Origin of the sequence: Parabacteroides sp. AF21-43, from assembly GCF_003635435.1 — a bacterium.
Taxonomy (GTDB): Bacteria; Bacteroidota; Bacteroidia; order Bacteroidales; family Tannerellaceae; genus Parabacteroides; species Parabacteroides distasonis.
Window position 1 is genome coordinate 1 of the sequence record NZ_QTMG01000044.1, and the last position, 17,983, is coordinate 17,983.

Below are 17,983 nucleotides of genomic sequence, written 5' to 3' on the forward strand. Positions count from 1 at the left end.
GAAGTAGCAATCCATTAATGGAGATAATGTAGAAAAACCATGAAGCATATACGGCTCACTGCCGCTCTCCATTTGCAGAAGTGTAGAAGTATCAATCCATCAATGGAGACAAGGAAAAGAAACCATAAGACATACACGGTTACATGCACATTCTTCATTTGCAGAAGTGTAGAAGTAGCAATCCGTTAATGGAGACAATGAAGAAAAACAATAAGGCGTATACGGCTACCTGTCATTCTCCATTTGCAGATGTGTAAAAATAACAATCCATTAATGGAGAATAGGGTATGGAAAGGGCAGATTTCCAGTACATACGTCTCCCTTATTCCTGAATTATGGGCGTAAGTCACATGATTCAGGAGAGATAGCCACCTTTTTATGGGGAGAGCAGCCGGCAAATGCCTGATGGAAATGACCCGAAAATCACAGGAGAATAACCGTACAATAGGCTGATACACAATTCCTATTGGAGAATGTTGTCCCCATTAGGGGACAGCAAGTTGTGTTTTCGTTAAACGAAAATCGTACGGTTTAACGGCAACCTGCCGCCAAACCGTCCCTACCCCCTGATGCTCCGGAGTCGTGGGGGATAAGCTACCGGCATGTTCCATGTCCCTTTGGCATGGGATCCTGCGGATGAATCCGGGCACAGAAAGGCGATTTTCGCATAATTTTTCACAAGGTAGTTCCAGAAAAAACTGGTAGCAAGACTTTGCTGGAAGGACTAAACAAGAAGGTGAAAGGAGTGATGTACACCCGCAATGCCCTTGTCCTTTTTCGACTGGGATGCATAAAGGAAGCGAAATATTTTATAAGTGGTTTCTTTCCACCAACCAGAAGGGTTGGTGGAAGCAGATTACCATTCAGTAGATACCAGTTCTGAAAGATGTAAACAACTTGTTTCTTAGATAGCCTTATAAATATGCTACTACTTATTACAGTTCATTTGGAAATGTTATTCTCACTTTTATTCCTCCGCTTTTTCACTTGCTCCACTGCTTCAGATATGATTCCCTTGTTTTCAAAACGCTGCGTGTAATTGGTATAATCCGGATGAATACGTTCGTAAGTTGGGTCAGTGAATAAAGGACTCGTAATAATGTGGTCCGCAGTCGAACGGTTACAGCAGAAAACAATATTTTCAACTCCAGCCAGTCTGGTCAATGCTTTCACATCCGTATCGTGCGGCTGTAGTGTCATCGGATCTGTAAAAAAGAACAGATAGTCTATTTCTCCTTCTACGATCCGCGAACCAATTTGCTGGTCACCTCCTAAAGGACCAGATTTCAGGATTGTGATATCCCATTTGATTTCAGGATGTTTTTCTTCAAGGGCTTTTTTAATTAGTGTACCGGTTGTACCCGTACAATAGAATTTATGTCCTATCAGACGTTCCGAGTTCCAGAGAACCCACTCTATCATGTCTTTTTTCATTGCATCGTGTGCAACAAGCCCAATTCTTCGAACAATTGTTTTCATAAAGCTAAATTATTTTTATATGATAAATTATAATAACAAGAAAAAACTAATTCTATTGAAGGCCGGAGGATGACCGGATAAGTCTGAGCAATTCTTTGTTTGCCCGGCTATCCATGATGGTTTCCCGTTTTTCTTCAAAAAGATTGAGTGTTGTGGAGCATTCCCCACAGATGTCAATGCCCACTACCTGTTCTTTCTGAAGAATAACAGCCAGCAGTTTCTCCAATTCCCATAAGCTGAGAGAACCTTGATCCCAGTTTGTTGCTGCCGAAGCCGGATTCAAGACATCCTTGTCTATGGAAATGTAAACCGGCCCGTTGATATGTCCGGAAGAAAAGTCCTGCCAACCCTCTTCGTGCATGAGCGTAGTTTCACTGTAAAACCGGACTTGTCTTTCATATCCTTTCGGCACAGCCTGTATCAGTTTGTCTGAAGCACCTACGATAATTACTTTCTTGCAGTTGTTGTTATGGTCCAATATATCCTTTACCCAACTTCCGCAAGAAAGTATGTTGTCAAACAACGGTGGCTGCATATCGGGATGGTGGTCGAACACAATCAGCGAAAACGGAGTTTCGAGTTTGTCTGTCCAGAATTTAGTCAAATAATGATAATTGCCTGAATCGATGAAATGGACTCCCTCCGCCGGATAATCAGCAATCATCCGCTTCAAAGCCAAAGTACCATCCCTGTCACAGTAGCCCTCTGTACCATAAAGATGACGACAGTCCAGCCATATAAACTTATTGTTCCGGGCAAACGCCTCGTAGTCATACACTCCCGTGAAGTTCATGATGATGATCGGCCATGCTATCCGTTTATCTGTTTTTTGATTTTGCCCGCTCATACGTTGTTTTTGCATATCCTTTTACTGTTCATTAAAACCATCGTACATAACAGAAATCTTGCCGGTGAGGTAACAAAGCATTCTTGGGATACATACGGAAGGCCTGCTTGAAGCTTCCGGCGTTGAAAATGCCGGATGTCGCCTTAAAGGTATATAAATTCCCATTCTTGGAAACTGACGAAAGGGGAATTACCTCATATATGTGATCCTGACCGCCTTCATGCCTGATAATGACCGATTCTATTCCGATTGCGTCATCCAGGCCTTTCTCATCAACGACAACCGTCACCTCATATTCCTTTCCGGCTTCAACCGTGGCATTCAGCCCATTCCCAGCCTCTATGGATTTGATTTCTATGGCATCCCATCTGCTCCGGACGTTTGCTTTCCAGTCAGCCATCATTTTCGCCTTCGCAAAGTTGTCGGCTGCCAGAATATGGAAATGCTCTGACAGCTTGTTATAGAACCTGTCATAGTAGTCGTCCAACTGTCTTTTCATGGTAAAATGGGGAGCGATTTGTGCGATTGAGTTCTTGATATACTTGACCCAGTTTTCCGAATAGTTCTTCCCCCCATGCTCGTAATATAGTGGCAGGATGTCATGCTCCAACAAATAATAGATGGCTTCGGCATCCAGCTGGTTTTGGTACTGTTCATTCTGATAAGTACTTTTATCGGTCAGTGCCCATCCGGCATCCTTGCGGTATCCTTCATACCACCAACCGTCCAGCACGGAGAAATTAAGCACACCGTTCATCAATGCCTTCTCGCCCGACGTACCCGAAGCTTCTGCCAACCGCGTAGGGGTATTCATCCAGATATCCACACCCGAGATAAGATGGCGCGCCAGGTCCATGTCGTAATTCTCCAAGAATATGATTTTACCTAAAAATTCCGGGCGCCGGGATATTTCCACGATTTGCTTGATCAGTCCCTGCCCGGCACCGTCATTGGGATGGGCTTTGCCTGCAAAGATGAACTGTACCGGATATTTCGGATTATTCACGATCCTAGCAAGTCGGTCTATATCCGTGAACAGAAGATGAGCCCTCTTATATGTAGCAAAACGGCGTCCGAAACCTATTAGAAGGGCATCGGGATTGAATCTCTCAAAAATGGAAACGCTCAATGCCGGATCAACCTGACTCCTGAGCCAGTCCTTGCTGCATTTGCTTTTGATATAGTCCAGCAATTTTGCTTTCTGTTTTAACCGGGTATTCCATATCTCTTCATCTGGGATGCCATAGACAGCCTCCCAAATTTTCTGATTGGACTGGTCACAGAAAAAGTTCTCATCAAAATTGTCCTTGAAAAGCTTTTTCCATTCTGCCGCACACCAGGTAGGCAGATGTACCCCGTTGGTTACATAACCCACATGGTTCTCTTCCGGGAAGTATCCCTTCCAGATCGGCGCAAACATTTGCTGGGATACCGATTTATGTAACTTGCTGACGCCGTTTACCTCCTGGCAGGTCTTGCAGGCGAAGACAGACATGCAGAAACGTTCCTCCTTGTCTCCCGGATTGTGACGCCCGAGATCCATCAGGTTATCCCAGGTTATACCCAACTTGCCAGGATATCCCTTCATATATTTATTGAAAAGCCCTTCGTCAAAATAATCATGACCAGCGGGTACGGGAGTATGTACGGTATAAAGTGAGGAAGCACGTACCAGCTCCATGGCCTGCCCAAAATTCAAGCCGCCATTTATGTAATCACAAAGCCGCTGGATATTGATCAATGCGGCATGCCCCTCATTACAGTGATATACATCCTTCGTTATACCCAAAGCTTTCAGCGTCATCATCCCGCCTATGCCAAGCAGAATTTCCTGTTTTAGCCGATTCTCCCAGTCACCTCCATACAGATGGTGAGTGATAGGGCGGTCAAACTCGCTGTTGAGTTCATTGTCCGTATCCAGCAGATAAAGGGGGATACGCCCCACACTGGCTTTCCAAACATTGGCATGTACCACAAAACTGTCGGCATAGGGGACGTGGATTACCAGTTGTTTCCCATCCGGTTGCATTACCTTTTCAATCGGGAGCTGCCCGAAATTCTGCGCTTTATAATTGACTGTCTGCTGGCCGTCCATGGAAAGCGACTGGTCAAAATAACCGTAACGGTACAAAAGTCCTATGGCACAAAGGTCCACATTGCTGTCCGACGCCTCTTTCAGGTAATCCCCCGCCAACATTCCCAAACCACCGGAATATATCTTAAGAACTTCATCCAAGCCGTATTCCATGCTGAAATAAGCTATTGACGGGCGCTGGTGGTCCGGTTCCACATCGATGTATTTTTTGAAGGCGGAATAGACGGCATCCATTTTATAGACAAAGTTCTCATCATGTGCCAGCGCTACCAGCTTTTCATAATTTATCCGCTCCAGAAACAATACCGGATTCTGTTCCACCTCTTTCCAAAGTCCCGGGTCCAAATCACAATACAGTTTCTTTACGTCATCATTCCATGTCCACCAGAGATTATGTGCGATTTCTGCAAGCTTCCGCAGTTCTGCAGGAAGATGTGAACCTACTGTAATCTCCCTCCATTGAGGGGTATTTACATTATAACTTGAATATTCCATGACATTTTATATTAAATTAAATAAGTTCTAATCTTTATTCAATCCTTTTATTATTTTTCGTTTACCGACAATCCATACCGTATCATTCTCCTTGAAAATTGTATCAGGGTCTGGATTCATAATATTCACGGTACTTCTCTCTATTCCGATAATGATGCTATCCGATATGTCTGCCTCCCGGATCGTCTTTCCGATCAATGGTGAACCTCCTTCGACAGGAAATTGCCCTATTTCCATCTCATCCTGCGAGGATGTTCCGTTCCCGTTCCTTTCTACCTTCTTTTGCTCCATGGATGTCCGGAAGCTTTCCAACTGCCGGTCCGTACCTACGACCGTAACCTTGTCATATGGATAGAGATGCTCTTCCCCTTGTGGTATATCCAGGCGTTTTTCTCCACGGGTGATTGAAATCACATTTATCTGAAACAAGGTGCGCAGGCTGCTTTCTTTTAATGTTCTGCCCACATATATGGAATCAGGGGATACTGTGAAATCCGCCAAATGTAATTCCTTGAACGGGATATTGCTGCCAAGGGTGGAGCCTGTATCACTTTCTGTAGAAAGTCCATTCCCATCCGTCCCTTGAAAGTTTGCCATAAATTGTCTCTCTATAGTCAGCGACCGTTTCTTGATCCGCTTGGAGAAATAAATGACGGCAATGATAAGGGAAGAAACTACCAGCCCGGCTCCCAAGGCAACATTGAAAAGATGGGTAATGATACTCATCATGATAATCGTGCAAATCAGTATTTTGACAAGTACGATTGATACCAAAGGCCCTCTGTTGAACTTGTTGTCCGTCCAGAGTTTACGGAACTCGGCTGAATTGTTCTTTTTCATGATGATGGCCCATAGAAACGGAGATATGACAAGAAAGATGATGATGAAGCCCAACAAGTTCCCTTCCATTCCCGGCAGACTTTTCCTAATCAAAGGATGCACATAGGAAAAATATAAAGTGATGAAAAAAACGCATACGACCAGATAGAGTGTGACAGACACCAGCATAGACCGGATCAGTTTATGCCAAGTGCCCTGGTGTTTTACAGTCATTGCCCCGGACGTATAGTGTACGAGATAATCTTTCAGGAATCCAGGCATGTGGATGTCTATAAACCGGTATGCCGGTTCCGAAAGCCGTATCATATAGGGGGTAAGAAAAGTCGTTATGACAGATACGGCCACTATGACCGGATAGAGATACTTGTCCGTGACATTCAGACTGACGCCTAAAGATGCGATGATGAATGCGAACTCACCGACCTGTGTCAGTGAAAAGCCGGACTGTATGGCAATTTTCAACGGCTGGCCGGAAAGCAGGACACCAAAGCTCCCGAACAGGACCTGACCGGACAGTACCAGCAATGTCAGGATAAGAATAGGGACGGCATATTCCCACATCATGGCAGGATCGATCATCATTCCCACCGACACGAAAAATATGGAAGCGAACAGGTCTTTTACCGGCTGTACGATATGTGCGATTTTTTCCGCTTCAACGGTCTCTGCCAGCAGGGACCCCATGACAAAGGCTCCCAATGCGGCAGAAAATCCCGCTTTTGTCGCAATCATCACCATTCCCAGGCAAAGTCCCAGAGAGGTTATCAATAAAATCTCGTTGCTGGTGAAACGGCGTATCTTCTTCAGCAGGGTAGGTATCAGATAGATACCCAATGCCGACCAGAAAATCAGGAAAGCGGCCAGCTTCAATATACTTTCCAGCATCTCCTTCCCTTCAAAATGTTTGCCTACCGCCAACGTGGAAAGAATAACCATCATCACTACCGCCACCAGATCTTCGATGACAAGAATCCCCAAGACAATGCCGGTGAATTTCTGTTGGAGAAGTCCCATGTCATTGAAGGCCTTGAATACGATGGCCGTGGACGACATGGACAACATTCCACCCAGAAAAATACTGCTCATGTGGGAGAACCCCATTGCATTCCCCGCTGTATAGCCTATGAACATCATGCCACATACAATAGTGACAGTGGCAACGATAGCCGTAATGCCCACATTTATCAATTTCTTGAACGAAAAGTCCAGTCCCATCGCGAACAGCAGAAAAATGACACCGATGTCCGCCCATATTTTGATATTGGCAGGATCGGAAACAGTCGGGACCAGGGAAACGGAAGGACCCGCCATAATACCGGCTACAATGTAGCCCAATATGACCGGTTGCTTCAGCCACTTGAAAATGACGGTTACAATACCGGCAATAATCAGAATTATGGCAAGATCCGATATTAAAGGAGCAACTTCTGACATATTAACGGTTATTTTAGATCGATAATTCGTTAAGGACCCGGATCAGGCTTTTGTCAATAGGCTTGTCCTTTTTGATTGCCTGGACAAAAGGAACATAAACAATCTCGTTGTTCCGTATGCCTATCATAACATTTCGCTGGCCTTCCATCAAGGCCTGGATTGCGGCTTCACCCAGCCGGCTTGCCAGTATGCGGTCATTGGCACTCGGAGCGCCACCCCGTTGCAGATGGCCCAGGATAGAAACCCTGACATCATATCCGGGATATTCCTTCTTTACCCGGTCGGCGTAATACATGGCACCTCCATTCTTGTTTTCAGGACTTTCGGTCACAATTACGATGCTGCTGTTTTTCGTCTTTCTGAATCCACGTCCGATGAATGTTTCCAACTGGTCCACGTCCGTCCGGTCTTCCGGAATGATGGCCGCTTCAGCACCGGAAGCTATTGCGCTGTTTTGTGCCAGGAAGCCCGCATCACGCCCCATCACCTCGACAAAGAAAATGCGGTCGTGCGAGGTGGCCGTATCCCGGATTTTGTCCACACACTCCACGATGGTGTTCAGGGCCGTATCATATCCTATGGTAAAATCGGTGCCGTACAGATCATTGTCAATGGTGCCGGGCAATCCTATGCACGTCACATCATACTCCTCCGCAAAGATCCGGGCTCCCGTCAGGGAACCGTCTCCACCGATAATTATCAATGCATTGATGTTCTCTTTCTGTATGATCTCATAAGCTTTCTTGCGTCCTTCGGGAGTGATGAAAGTCTCGGAGCGGGCTGTTTTCAGTATGGTACCTCCCCTCTGGATAATGCTGCTTACGTCTTCCGTAGTGAGTTCTTTCACTTCACCGGCAATCAGCCCCTCGTAACCTCTATAAATTCCTTTCACTTTAAATCCGTTAAAAATAGCGGCGCGGGTCACGGCACGGATAGCCGCGTTCATTCCGGAAGCGTCCCCTCCGGAAGTCAGAATTCCTATATATTCATCTTTTTTCATCTATCTCAGTTCTTGTTTTGTTTCATTCTGCCAATATAGCTTTCAGTTTTTTCCGGCAGTGAAAAATACGGCTCTTTATAGTTCCCAAACTCACGCCGGTTCTTTCCGCTATCTCACGGTATTTGAATCCTGACAGGTACATCTCAAAAGGTATGAAATGTGACTCCGGTACACTTTTGATGGCATTACGTATCTTTTCCAGGTCATAGTTCTTGTCCACCTCCTCTCTACAGGACTCGTCCATGATCCGCGAATAATATGCAGGATCGGAGGATATGTACAGGCGGGTATGACCGACCTCCGCCCGGTAACCGTTGATAAACGTGTTGCGCATGATGATAAACAGCCACCCTTTGAAATTCGTGTTCTTGTTGTAACTTTCTTTGTGAAGCATTGCCTTGAGCAGGGTATCCTGCAACAGGTCTTCCGCCTTCTCCCTGTTAGCTGTCAGTTTGTACGCAAAACGGAACAGTTCGTCCTGTACGCCAAGTAGTTCTTTTTCAAAATTGAATTCCTTCATCGGTTGTGCCGGTTCCCTGTTCCGGAAGTGTCTGTTAAAGGTCGGACGGCTTTTCCGAACAAGAAAAGCCTGTCCGACCTTACGACATTCCAGATCTGGAATTATTTAACCTCGATAGCCTTGAAAGTTTTTTGTTTTTCTTCCTCCTTCATTTTCGGGATTTCAATGGACAGAATCCCGTGTTCGACTTTTGCGGAGATCTTATCCTTCTCCACATTTTCAGGCAGCAGGATGGTCTGCTGGAACTTGGAATATGAGAATTCGCGGCGGAGATACTTCTTGTCTTTCTTCTCCTCCTTCTTCTCTTCTTTCTTTTCCATGCAGATTGTCAGGTTGTTGTTCTCGTCAACATTCACCTTGAAATCATCCTTTGTCATTCCGGGAGCCGCCATTTCAACCTTGTAGTCCTTGTCATTCTCAATGACATTGATGGCAGGAGCCGTAACTCCCGTTTTTGCCAGCCACTCATTCTCGAAGAAATCGTTAAAAATACTCGGCAACCAGTTTGAGTTTGTTTTTACAGGTACCATTTTTACCTCCTTTTTTAATTGTTAATAAATAAAATATTCAAAAAGACAATACAATCCAGTCTGATTGACTGACTTTTATCGTCTGATCATACCTTGTTCAGCTACAGCCTTTGTCCGTTTCCGTATCTCTTCCGGGTTTCCAAGGTAGTAGTCCTTGACAAGAACCAGTCTGTCGTCAAATTCAAAGACATAAGGAACCGCCGTAGGCAGGTTCAGGTTGGAAATATCCGTATCGGAAATCCCTTTGAGATGCTTGATGATTCCGCGCAGGCTGTTGCCATGGGCGACTACCAGCAGGCTGTCCTTATACATCAATGCGGGAAAGATGATGCATTCCCAGTAAGGCATGACACGCCCAATAGCATCTTTCAGGGATTCCGTACGGGGAAGTTCCCTATCTGGCACACCGGCATAGCGGATATCCATGCCCGGATTACGGGGATCATCTTTGCCTACCGGAGCGGGAGCCACGTCATAGCTTCTTCGCCAGATGTGTACTTGTTCTTCACCATATTGGACCGTCGTCTCACTCTTATTCAGTCCTTGAAGCATGCCGTAATGCTTCTCGTTCAGCCGCCAGGTCTTTTCAACCGGAATCCAGTCTTCATCCAGCCGGTCCAGGACACAGTTCAACGTTTTTACGGCACGTTTCAAGTAAGAAGTGTAAGCTGCCTCAAAAGAAAATCCGGCCTCCCGTAATGCATCGCCTGCCTTGCAGGCTTCTTCGACTCCTTTCTCGCTTAAATCCACGTCCGTCCATCCGGTAAAACGGTTTTCTTTGTTCCATAGGCTTTCGCCATGACGTAATAACACTATTCTTTTCATGGATACTTCTCCTTTATGCAATGGTTATTGAAGAATCCAGATATACGTCCTGAATGGTGTTCAGAAGTTGAACTCCGTCTTTCATCGGTTTCTGGAAAGCCTTACGACCGCTGATCAGCCCCATACCACCTGCACGCTTGTTTACTACTGCCGTTACGACGGCATCATGCAGGTCGGATTCCCCATGGGATTCCCCGCCCGAGTTGATCAATCCGACACGTCCCATATAGCCATTCGCCACCTGATAACGACAAAGGTCTATCGGATGGTCAGTGGTCAGTTCCGAATACATACGCTCGTTTGTCTTTCCGAATCCGATAGCCTTGAAACCGCCGTTATTGGATGGGAGCTTCTGCTTCACGATATCGGCTTTGATGGTAACCCCGATATGGTTGGCTTGTCCTGTTAAATCGGCAGCGGCATGATAGTCGGTTTCATCCTTTTTGAAGCTGCTGTTTCTCAAATAGCACCATAAAATAGTAGCCATTCCCAGTTCGTGGGCATATTCAAAAGCCTGTGACACTTCTACTATCTGGCGGCGGCTTTGTTCCGAACCGAAATAAATGGTAGCGCCGACAGCTACAGCACCCATGTTCCATGCCTCTTTTACCGTACCGAACATTACCTGGTCGTAGCTGTTCGGATAAGTCAACAGCTCGTTATGGTTCAACTTCACGATGAAAGGAATCTTATGGGCGTACTTACGTGCCACAGCTCCCAGAACTCCGAATGTGGATGCCACGGCGTTGCATCCTCCTTCAATGGCCAGCTTTATGATGTTTTCGGGATCGAAATAAAGCGGATTGGGGGCGAAAGACGCTCCTGCAGAATGTTCTATCCCCTGATCCACCGGCAGGATGGAGACATACCCGGTATTGGCCAAACGCCCGTGCCCGTACAGGGCTTGTAGGCTCTCCAAGGTGCGTATATTCCTGTCGGAATTCATCCATACCTTATCTATCATATCCGGTCCCGGAATATGGATAAGTTGTTTGTCTATCGTCTTACATGTATGGTTCAGGTAGTACTCAGCCTGTCCTCCCAATAAATCTACTATTTTCATCTTATTTATTTTTATTGATTATTCTGGTTTATGACTCCCGTTCACCCAGTTTTGCATCCATAAAAAGGATAGCACTGTCTCCGGCTTTCCTTAGCCGACTAACAATATTGAGTACATTCGCTTCTTCTTCTACCTGCTCACGAACAAATTGCCACAAGAAGTTCTGAGTGGCATTGTCTTTCTCTTCGGATGCTACCTGTACCAATTCATCAATCAGTTTGGAAACATGTTTTTCATGCTCCAAAGCATGTTCGAATACTTCAACAGGGTTACCCCAACCTTGTGGAACCACATCGACCTTGTCCACTTTCGGGGTTGCCTCACGCTTAATCATGTACTCAGCAATGGCATATGCATGCCCGATCTCTTCTGCAGATTGTTTCTGCATCCAGCGAGCCATTCCGGAAAAGCCCTCTCTTTCCAGATAAAAAGACATCGATAAATACAGGTTGGCAGACCATAATTCTGCTGTGATTTGCTCATTCAGGGCATTTTGCAATTTTTCAGTCATGACGAATCAAACTTTTAATGTTAATAATAAATCCAAATTATCTCTCTTCTTTAAGAACAAGCATGGGCTTGTTTCAAAATTTCAATTAATACCGGACGTATCCCGCTGATAAAACATTCCACGGCGATCACCATCAGAATAAGTCCCATCAGTCTCATCATTACATTGTTTCCCGTCTCTCCCAAGATTTTTAAAAGCTGGGTGGACGCGCACAGAATAAAGAATGAAAGAATGCAGACCAAAGCGATTACGCCAAGCAATACTATTTTGAAAGTATATTCCGAAGCATCTTCCATCAATGTTATTCCACTGGAAATCGCTCCCGGACCGCATAACATCGGAATGGCAAGAGGTGTGATGGTTATATCTTTGGAATATTCTTTTCGTTCAGTTTCATTCAGTTTCACATGGGTGAAATGTGCCTGCAACATATCATATCCGATTTTAAAGATGATGATACCTCCCACAATCCGGAATCCGTCTGTTGAGATGCCGAAAAAATGAAACAGGAACCTGCCCGATAATGTAAAAAGGACTAATATGATAAATGCAATGGTACATGCTTTCAAGGCGATACATCTGCGTTCTTTCGTATCCATTCCATCAGTCATTTGCAGGAATACCGGCATCACTCCAAGCGGGTCCATCAAGGTGAATAGCGAAGTGAAACACAATGTTATATATACAAATATATCCATGATGACATATATTTTATTGTCGATTATTATATCGCAAAAAACATACCAGATAGCATTCTGCAATATTAAATTTTGCAGAATATCAATCTTAAATCCATACCGTCAAAAATAAGGTAGTCTCCGTTCGTTTTCCTTGGCGAGGATACGTAATAATTCCATAAATACCGTACTTACATATATACGGTCTGCATACAGCCCGCTGATGAAAGAATGGAAGGACATGTTCACATTCCGGCATAATATGAGAAATGTGTTTACCTGACATGATATGTACTGCTCGTGTTCAAGCAATTCATTCAGGGCATTCAATGGCGTTGTCCATTCATGTGTATCCCGTTTCATTTCATTGATTGCAACACATCCTCCATCATGGCATATCCGATTCATCATCTGATAAACCTTGTTCATATTGTCCTGTGCTTGGGAGTTTAGCCAGGAGCTAAGTATTGGAAGCCGTTCATCTTCAAAATAGACCTGCAATGACAGGTATAAACCGGTTGACCATATTTCTGTATTGATCAACTCATTCATGGCGTTTTCTATTCGTTTATCCATTATCACTCTGAATATTGAAAATCCATTACTAATATTATGTGTTATTCCCTGTATATAAAAATTCCATTCGATTGTGGGTAACCCATAAAACGGAATTCTTAAACGAGGCTTAAATAATAGGATACTTATCCGCATAGACAAATTATCACAAAAAATAGTGCTATGGTGTCTTTTTGTCTTGTCTTCCTTGCAGAATATCCAATAAGATATCCAGTTCTCTTTCTATTCCTTCAATCTTATCGGAAATACAGTCCAAAGTATTATGGTGCAGACTAGCTTTACAGTCCTGCAACTCTCTTGATAGAGAAAGTACCTGCAACCAAAGTTCTTCCTCTGTGTGACAGGGGGAGTTACTATTATCTAGTACCATAGAAGGAGAAGGCAGAAAAGTGTCTTGGCATGTAATTTGTATGATAATGAACGGTATGTCCCGAAAGAGACAGGATGGAAATGAAAGGATAGAATATTCCACAAAAGACAGTAACAAACGAAGGGGGGGAAGTCGTTGGAGACAGTTGTCTCGCTTTTAAAACAAGTTGCTTTCATAATGTTTATAATAAGCCAACCCTGTTCCCTGGAGTTGTGTTTATATAAAGTTAAGCGTGGGAACTTTGGTATTACCGTTCAGAAGTATCCCCATACTCAACAACATATAATACACAAAGCCCCACGCCTATATATAACAAAAATCTATATAAATAGTACGTGGAGCGTCCAATGTATTATCCAATTGTTGTTTCGAAATTGGGGATTTCCTGAACTTGGATAATGCCTTAACGCTTTACTATAAATCTTCTATTTTTAAAAGACTAATACAAATGTAATAAAAGAAATGAATTCTTTCAAAGGAAATATCTCCTTTTTTAAGGGGTGGCTTAATTTTTCTTCATTAAAAGTCTTAGAATTACTGCCTGCCAAAGCCCGTCACAATTTTTTTGAAATCCTCAAGCTGTACATTAAGCTCTATATAGTACAAGCAGAAAAACAGACCATGATGCCGCAGGCAGTATAGGCCATAACCCACTCTTCCGTGAGTATCTTATCTATTTGACAATAATAAAAATGTAAAGGAGGATAATGGCATGGACAATATTCGTATCCCAATACATATAGGTTAACATATAAGGGAAAATGGTCACGGAGTCCACAAACCGTAGAATGAAAAAATATATTTCCATCGTGCACGGTTTATGCCTCTATCCGGATATTTGGCCGGTGCCGCAAAATGCACAATGCATACTCCATAAAAAACACCAGGGAGGAAAAATAAGTCATACTGAACAACGCCTGTCTGTAATGGGTCATGGATACAAATGGACTACAGATAATGGCTGCAATGGATATAACGATACAATCAAGCACAAAATAATGTACGAACGTGCCTATCAGTTGCATTTGGATGAAGCAGTACCACTTCATGCGATGTTTGGTTAGATTGAGTATGGATATAGGGGCTTAAAAATTAGACAGATACAAATTTACTAAAAAAGGAGAGGCTGTCTCAAAAGAGGTGTTTACAAACTTACTTTTGAAGATTTCATCCTTTCAAACTGCTTTTTCGTTGCCATAAGCCTCCTAAGAGGCTACTTTTGCAAGATTATATGCTATGGCTAGCAGGGCGAACTCAATTTCAACCTTCTTAAATCCACGAAGATGGAACCTCTTGAAGTGCTTGTTGTTCTTGAGGTTTCCAAATACGGCTTCCACATCCTGTGGTCGCTGACTGCGATATTTCAGACCTTCATCAGAGAGTAGCTTTTCACGTTCTCTTTCCTTGATTTTCCTCAGACGGTGATTTACCTGTACAATCCTTTCCGAGCGGCTTCTGTAGCACCGGCATCTTAACGGGCAGCCCTTATAGTTACGTGCCTTGTATCTTGATATGGTCTGCACAAAACCGTTGTTTGTTACCCGCCTTGCATCGGAGAGTCTTTCCATTCTCTGTCCCGTAGGACAATACATGCCGTCGGTTTCTTCGTTATGAAAATAATTGTACTTTATAAAGGTTTCAATGCCATGTCTGAAAGCATACAGATAGTTCTCTTCACTTCCGTATCCGGCATCACAGACAGACACGTCAGGGTATCTGCCGTAGAGGGAATGGAAATCATCCATATGCAGAGGATAGGTGGAGGTATCGCCCAACACTGATGGATGGTATAGTTCAGAATGAACTGTTTATTGGTACTGAACTGGGGATTGTATCCGGGTTTGAGTTGTCTGTTCTTCATATGGTCATCTTTCATGCGCATGAAAGTAGCATCATTGTCTGTCTTTGAGTAGCTGTTACGTCCGTCAAGTATCTTTCCCTGCGATTCATATTTCTTGAGCTGTTCAGGCCATGACTTCCTTACACGTCTTACCTTCGCTTTCATCTTCTTGTCAGCATCCACTCCATTCAGGGCATCATCTATCTGCCCGAGTGCCTTTTCCACTTTCTCCGGGGTGATATCCTGATAGGCAACCGGAGCGGAATCACGCAGTTCCTGCTTGGTGAGGGACTCGGCGTATTGCCATATCTCCTCAAGCTGTTCCGCGATTCTGGATATGCGGGTATGTATAGATTTGCCCCCCAGACGAACGTATAACGGTTGGCGTTCACCTCCATCTTCGTCCCGTCAGTACAGGCCACATCCAGACTTACAAAACCTTCCGCCACGAGAAACTTTACAATGGTTGCAAATATCGTCTTCAGCACATCCTTTAGCCGGCTGCTGCGGAAACGGTTGATGGTATTATGGTCAGGAGTTACATTGCCGGTAAGCCACATGAAGCGTATGTCATTACGACAGAACTCTTCTATGCGACGGCTGGAATAGATATTACGCAAATGCATAGACAAGAATCTGAAGCATCATGCGTGGGTGGTACGCAGAACAGCCTTTAGGGGAATACTTACGGTAAAGTGCTTCAAGGTTTATCTGTTCAATGATGCGGTGAACAACCCGGACCGGATCGTTCCGGGGAATAAAATCGCCTAAACATGGAGGTAAAAGCAGATTATCGTTGGATGTGTAACTTTTAAACATTATCTTTGGGATATCTTACTTGATGCCCTAAGATACAAAAAATTAGGGAGATGGGCAAGTTCTGGCTGAGCGAAGTTAGGGCTTACCCGATTTTTTGCAGACACAAAAAAGGCCATCCCAAAGTTTATTTGAGACAGCCTTGTTTATTTTATGTGCAAATGTAACTGTTATCCTAAATAACCATTCAGAATTATTTCAGCATTTCACCTTTTTCGTTGAAAAACACAACGCTTTCGGTTCCGACGGCATCAACCAAAGTTACTTTATAAGTCTTTACGCCATCTTCTGCCACTTCTACGGCTGCTTCCTTAATGGTGGATTCAGCATAGTCTTTCTTGATGGCGTCCTGAACTGCCTGCGGGAGTTCCTTTATATCAATCGGTTTAAACTCGTTCACCATTGCAACGATTTCAACATCTGATGCCATGTTGTTAGCGAATGCTACTGAACTACCTAATCCCATTACCAGTGCTACTGCAAACAATACCTTTTTCATAATGCTAATTATTAAATTGTTAAACATCTTATCGTCTTACGCTAAAGAATAGACAATCACCGTGCCAAATAAATGGATATTTATCATATTGCTGTAAAACAGACCCTTATGAATTATTCATATTGCATAATGCAAATGTCTGATGGGCATTTTTTCTACAATGATGTGGAATGCGATACACATGGCTACACATGGTCTAACGACTGTGAATAAGAGAGTTGAGACGTTAAAATCATGCAGACGGCATGCGAAAGGAGTCGTAACGAAAGTAATCTCTCCATTACGGCTCCTGGTTATTATCCTTCTACTGTTAAAAAGTAATATCCAATTTCACCATGAATGTTATCGAACGATAGCCGCACTCCTTGCTCAACAGGTTGTTCACCATAAACTGGAAAGCGACTCCCTTTGTCACTTTCACGCCGAAGTAATTGCGTATATGTTCGTAAAGGAGATGGCCCATTCGCTGGGATTTGAAAATACGGCGTTCTTCACCCAATTCTTTAAACGGTTCACCGGCTCTACTCCGCAGGAATATAGAAAACATTAATCTGCCAGATACCTTTTCATTCGCGGCGAGTACTCTGTCCGGTAGTTTCCGCAACTGTCCGTATAGATAATGAAATTGTCAATTTCCGGATGCTCTTTCTACAACTGACGGGCTTTGCGGCTCCCCAACGTCATAAAGGCCGTTGCATAGGCATCAGCAAGCATGCACTGATGGGCAATAATTGTAGCACTCAATATATCCTTTTGAACCGGATATCCTGTTATCGGATTGATGGCATGAGCGTATTTCCTTCCATCTTTCAGATAGAAATTACGGTAGTTGCCGGAAGTTGCGAGTCCCAGCCGTTCCGACAGTTGCACAATTTGTTCAAGCTCGGAGTTTGTTCCGGTACTGTCATCCTTCGGTCTGACAATGCCAATGCACCAATTCCACCCTTGCGGGTTCTTTCCTTTCGCTATCATTTCGCCGCCGATGTCTATCATATAGTTCGATATGCCTTTGCGGTCGAACAAACACGCGATTATGTTACAGATAGTACCGCCGCCGAGCACCGAGAAATTGAGCAGGATGCGGGGATCGTCTTTCATCACACGGTTGCCCTGTAAACGCACTTTTCGGAAGCCTACAAAGTGGCGGATACTGTCTACGAGTTGCGGAGTGATGCTGTCAAACTTTGTAAAGCCAAATCCCCACAGGTTGATAAGCGGTGCACAAGTTACGTCAAATATCCCGCCTGTTTGTTCCGACGCTTGCATGGCTGTGCGGAAAGGATTGCATCAAGTTATATATCTTACGATGTTTTTTGTGCCAAGTGTATCTCTATGTAGAATACATTTCTAATTAGCTAAGCGATATATGAAACTAATCTTATCGAAAATTTTGTCCGTATCTTCTCCGACCTTTGGGTTAATCAGTTCAGCATATATCTGCATAGAAAAGATTGATTTTGTGTCCTAATACTTTTGTAAAGTTTCTTATGGCACGCCTTTTAATATACCCGAAACAACAAAGGTATAATGTCCGATACACGGCTTTTTCATTTAAGCTTTGAATTG

Annotated in this window: 18 protein-coding genes and 2 pseudogenes; 2 read left to right on the top strand and 18 right to left on the bottom strand. The window is 43.9% G+C overall.

Annotation, left to right across the window (positions count from 1 at the left end):
- Window positions 1-942 precede the first annotated feature (942 nt).
- The 13 genes from DWX84_RS20300 to DWX84_RS22265 form a co-directional block, all read right to left on the bottom strand.
- On the bottom strand, window positions 943-1,479 hold the full coding sequence (locus DWX84_RS20300; RefSeq protein WP_005654459.1) for a methylglyoxal synthase: 537 nt from the start codon (window positions 1,477-1,479) through the stop codon (window positions 943-945).
- 52 nt (window positions 1,480-1,531) lie between these two features.
- On the bottom strand, window positions 1,532-2,341 hold the full coding sequence (locus DWX84_RS20305; RefSeq protein ID WP_005825802.1) for an arginase family protein: 810 nt from the start codon (window positions 2,339-2,341) through the stop codon (window positions 1,532-1,534).
- Between the two features lie 16 nt (window positions 2,342-2,357).
- Window positions 2,358-4,916 carry an alpha-glucan family phosphorylase gene (glgP, locus tag DWX84_RS20310; protein ID WP_005654457.1) on the bottom strand — a complete coding sequence of 853 codons (2,559 nt, stop codon included), beginning with the start codon at window positions 4,914-4,916 and terminating at the stop codon, window positions 2,358-2,360.
- A 27-nt stretch (window positions 4,917-4,943) separates the two neighbouring features.
- Window positions 4,944-7,190: a cation:proton antiporter gene (locus DWX84_RS20315; protein WP_005825801.1), complete on the bottom strand. Its 2,247-nt coding sequence runs from the start codon at window positions 7,188-7,190 to the stop codon at window positions 4,944-4,946.
- Window positions 7,191-7,203: 13 nt separating this feature from the next.
- Complete coding sequence (gene pfkA, locus DWX84_RS20320; protein WP_005825800.1) at window positions 7,204-8,190, bottom strand: 6-phosphofructokinase; 987 nt, start codon at window positions 8,188-8,190, stop codon at window positions 7,204-7,206.
- Between the two features lie 22 nt (window positions 8,191-8,212).
- Window positions 8,213-8,710 (bottom strand): RNA polymerase sigma factor, encoded by a 498-nt coding sequence (locus tag DWX84_RS20325; RefSeq protein WP_032537059.1) that lies wholly within the window; start codon window positions 8,708-8,710, stop codon window positions 8,213-8,215.
- 101 nt (window positions 8,711-8,811) lie between these two features.
- Entirely contained in the window at window positions 8,812-9,240 is a 429-nt protein-coding gene (locus DWX84_RS20330) for an Hsp20/alpha crystallin family protein (RefSeq protein ID WP_005825798.1), read from the bottom strand.
- A gap of 75 nt (window positions 9,241-9,315) precedes the next feature.
- On the bottom strand, window positions 9,316-10,065 hold the full coding sequence (gene gpmA / locus DWX84_RS20335) for a 2,3-diphosphoglycerate-dependent phosphoglycerate mutase (protein ID WP_005825796.1): 750 nt from the start codon (window positions 10,063-10,065) through the stop codon (window positions 9,316-9,318).
- Between the two features lie 13 nt (window positions 10,066-10,078).
- Window positions 10,079-11,128, bottom strand: a complete 1,050-nt coding sequence (locus DWX84_RS20340; RefSeq protein ID WP_005825795.1) for a class I fructose-bisphosphate aldolase — start codon at window positions 11,126-11,128, stop codon at window positions 10,079-10,081.
- Window positions 11,129-11,156: 28 nt separating this feature from the next.
- Window positions 11,157-11,639, bottom strand: a complete 483-nt coding sequence (locus DWX84_RS20345) for a ferritin (RefSeq protein ID WP_005859444.1) — start codon at window positions 11,637-11,639, stop codon at window positions 11,157-11,159.
- Window positions 11,640-11,689: 50 nt separating this feature from the next.
- Window positions 11,690-12,337: a MarC family protein gene (locus DWX84_RS20350; protein WP_005851956.1), complete on the bottom strand. Its 648-nt coding sequence runs from the start codon at window positions 12,335-12,337 to the stop codon at window positions 11,690-11,692.
- A 102-nt stretch (window positions 12,338-12,439) separates the two neighbouring features.
- Window positions 12,440-12,892 (bottom strand): ferritin-like domain-containing protein, encoded by a 453-nt coding sequence (locus tag DWX84_RS20355; protein ID WP_008777875.1) that lies wholly within the window; start codon window positions 12,890-12,892, stop codon window positions 12,440-12,442.
- A gap of 160 nt (window positions 12,893-13,052) precedes the next feature.
- Entirely contained in the window at window positions 13,053-13,262 is a 210-nt protein-coding gene (locus DWX84_RS22265) for a hypothetical protein (protein WP_005654431.1), read from the bottom strand.
- A gap of 788 nt (window positions 13,263-14,050) precedes the next feature.
- Here DWX84_RS22265 and DWX84_RS20375 point away from each other — a divergent pair.
- Complete coding sequence (locus DWX84_RS20375) at window positions 14,051-14,326, top strand: hypothetical protein (RefSeq protein WP_151881457.1); 276 nt, start codon at window positions 14,051-14,053, stop codon at window positions 14,324-14,326.
- 141 nt (window positions 14,327-14,467) lie between these two features.
- Here the strand turns inward: DWX84_RS20375 and DWX84_RS20380 are convergent.
- The 3 genes and pseudogenes from DWX84_RS20380 to DWX84_RS22035 form a co-directional block, all read right to left on the bottom strand.
- A pseudogene (locus DWX84_RS20380) lies at window positions 14,468-15,921 on the bottom strand (IS1182 family transposase).
- Window positions 15,922-16,111: 190 nt separating this feature from the next.
- On the bottom strand, window positions 16,112-16,417 hold the full coding sequence (locus DWX84_RS20385; protein ID WP_005859437.1) for a hypothetical protein: 306 nt from the start codon (window positions 16,415-16,417) through the stop codon (window positions 16,112-16,114).
- A gap of 310 nt (window positions 16,418-16,727) precedes the next feature.
- Window positions 16,728-16,880: a hypothetical protein gene (locus DWX84_RS22035; protein ID WP_005654421.1), complete on the bottom strand. Its 153-nt coding sequence runs from the start codon at window positions 16,878-16,880 to the stop codon at window positions 16,728-16,730.
- Here DWX84_RS22035 and DWX84_RS22270 point away from each other — a divergent pair.
- On the top strand, window positions 16,872-16,967 hold the full coding sequence (locus DWX84_RS22270) for a hypothetical protein (protein WP_369799651.1): 96 nt from the start codon (window positions 16,872-16,874) through the stop codon (window positions 16,965-16,967). The two genes, DWX84_RS22035 and DWX84_RS22270, sit on opposite strands and share 9 nt — an antisense overlap.
- Before the next feature lie 98 nt (window positions 16,968-17,065).
- On the opposite strand, the gene DWX84_RS20395 is transcribed toward DWX84_RS22270, so the two are convergent.
- Both DWX84_RS20395 and DWX84_RS22040 read right to left on the bottom strand, forming a co-directional pair.
- On the bottom strand, window positions 17,066-17,683 hold the full coding sequence (locus DWX84_RS20395; protein ID WP_005825771.1) for an FAD:protein FMN transferase: 618 nt from the start codon (window positions 17,681-17,683) through the stop codon (window positions 17,066-17,068).
- An 81-nt stretch (window positions 17,684-17,764) separates the two neighbouring features.
- Window positions 17,765-17,959 (bottom strand): annotated as a pseudogene (locus DWX84_RS22040) (site-specific integrase); the annotation flags it as partial.
- Window positions 17,960-17,983 lie beyond the last annotated feature (24 nt).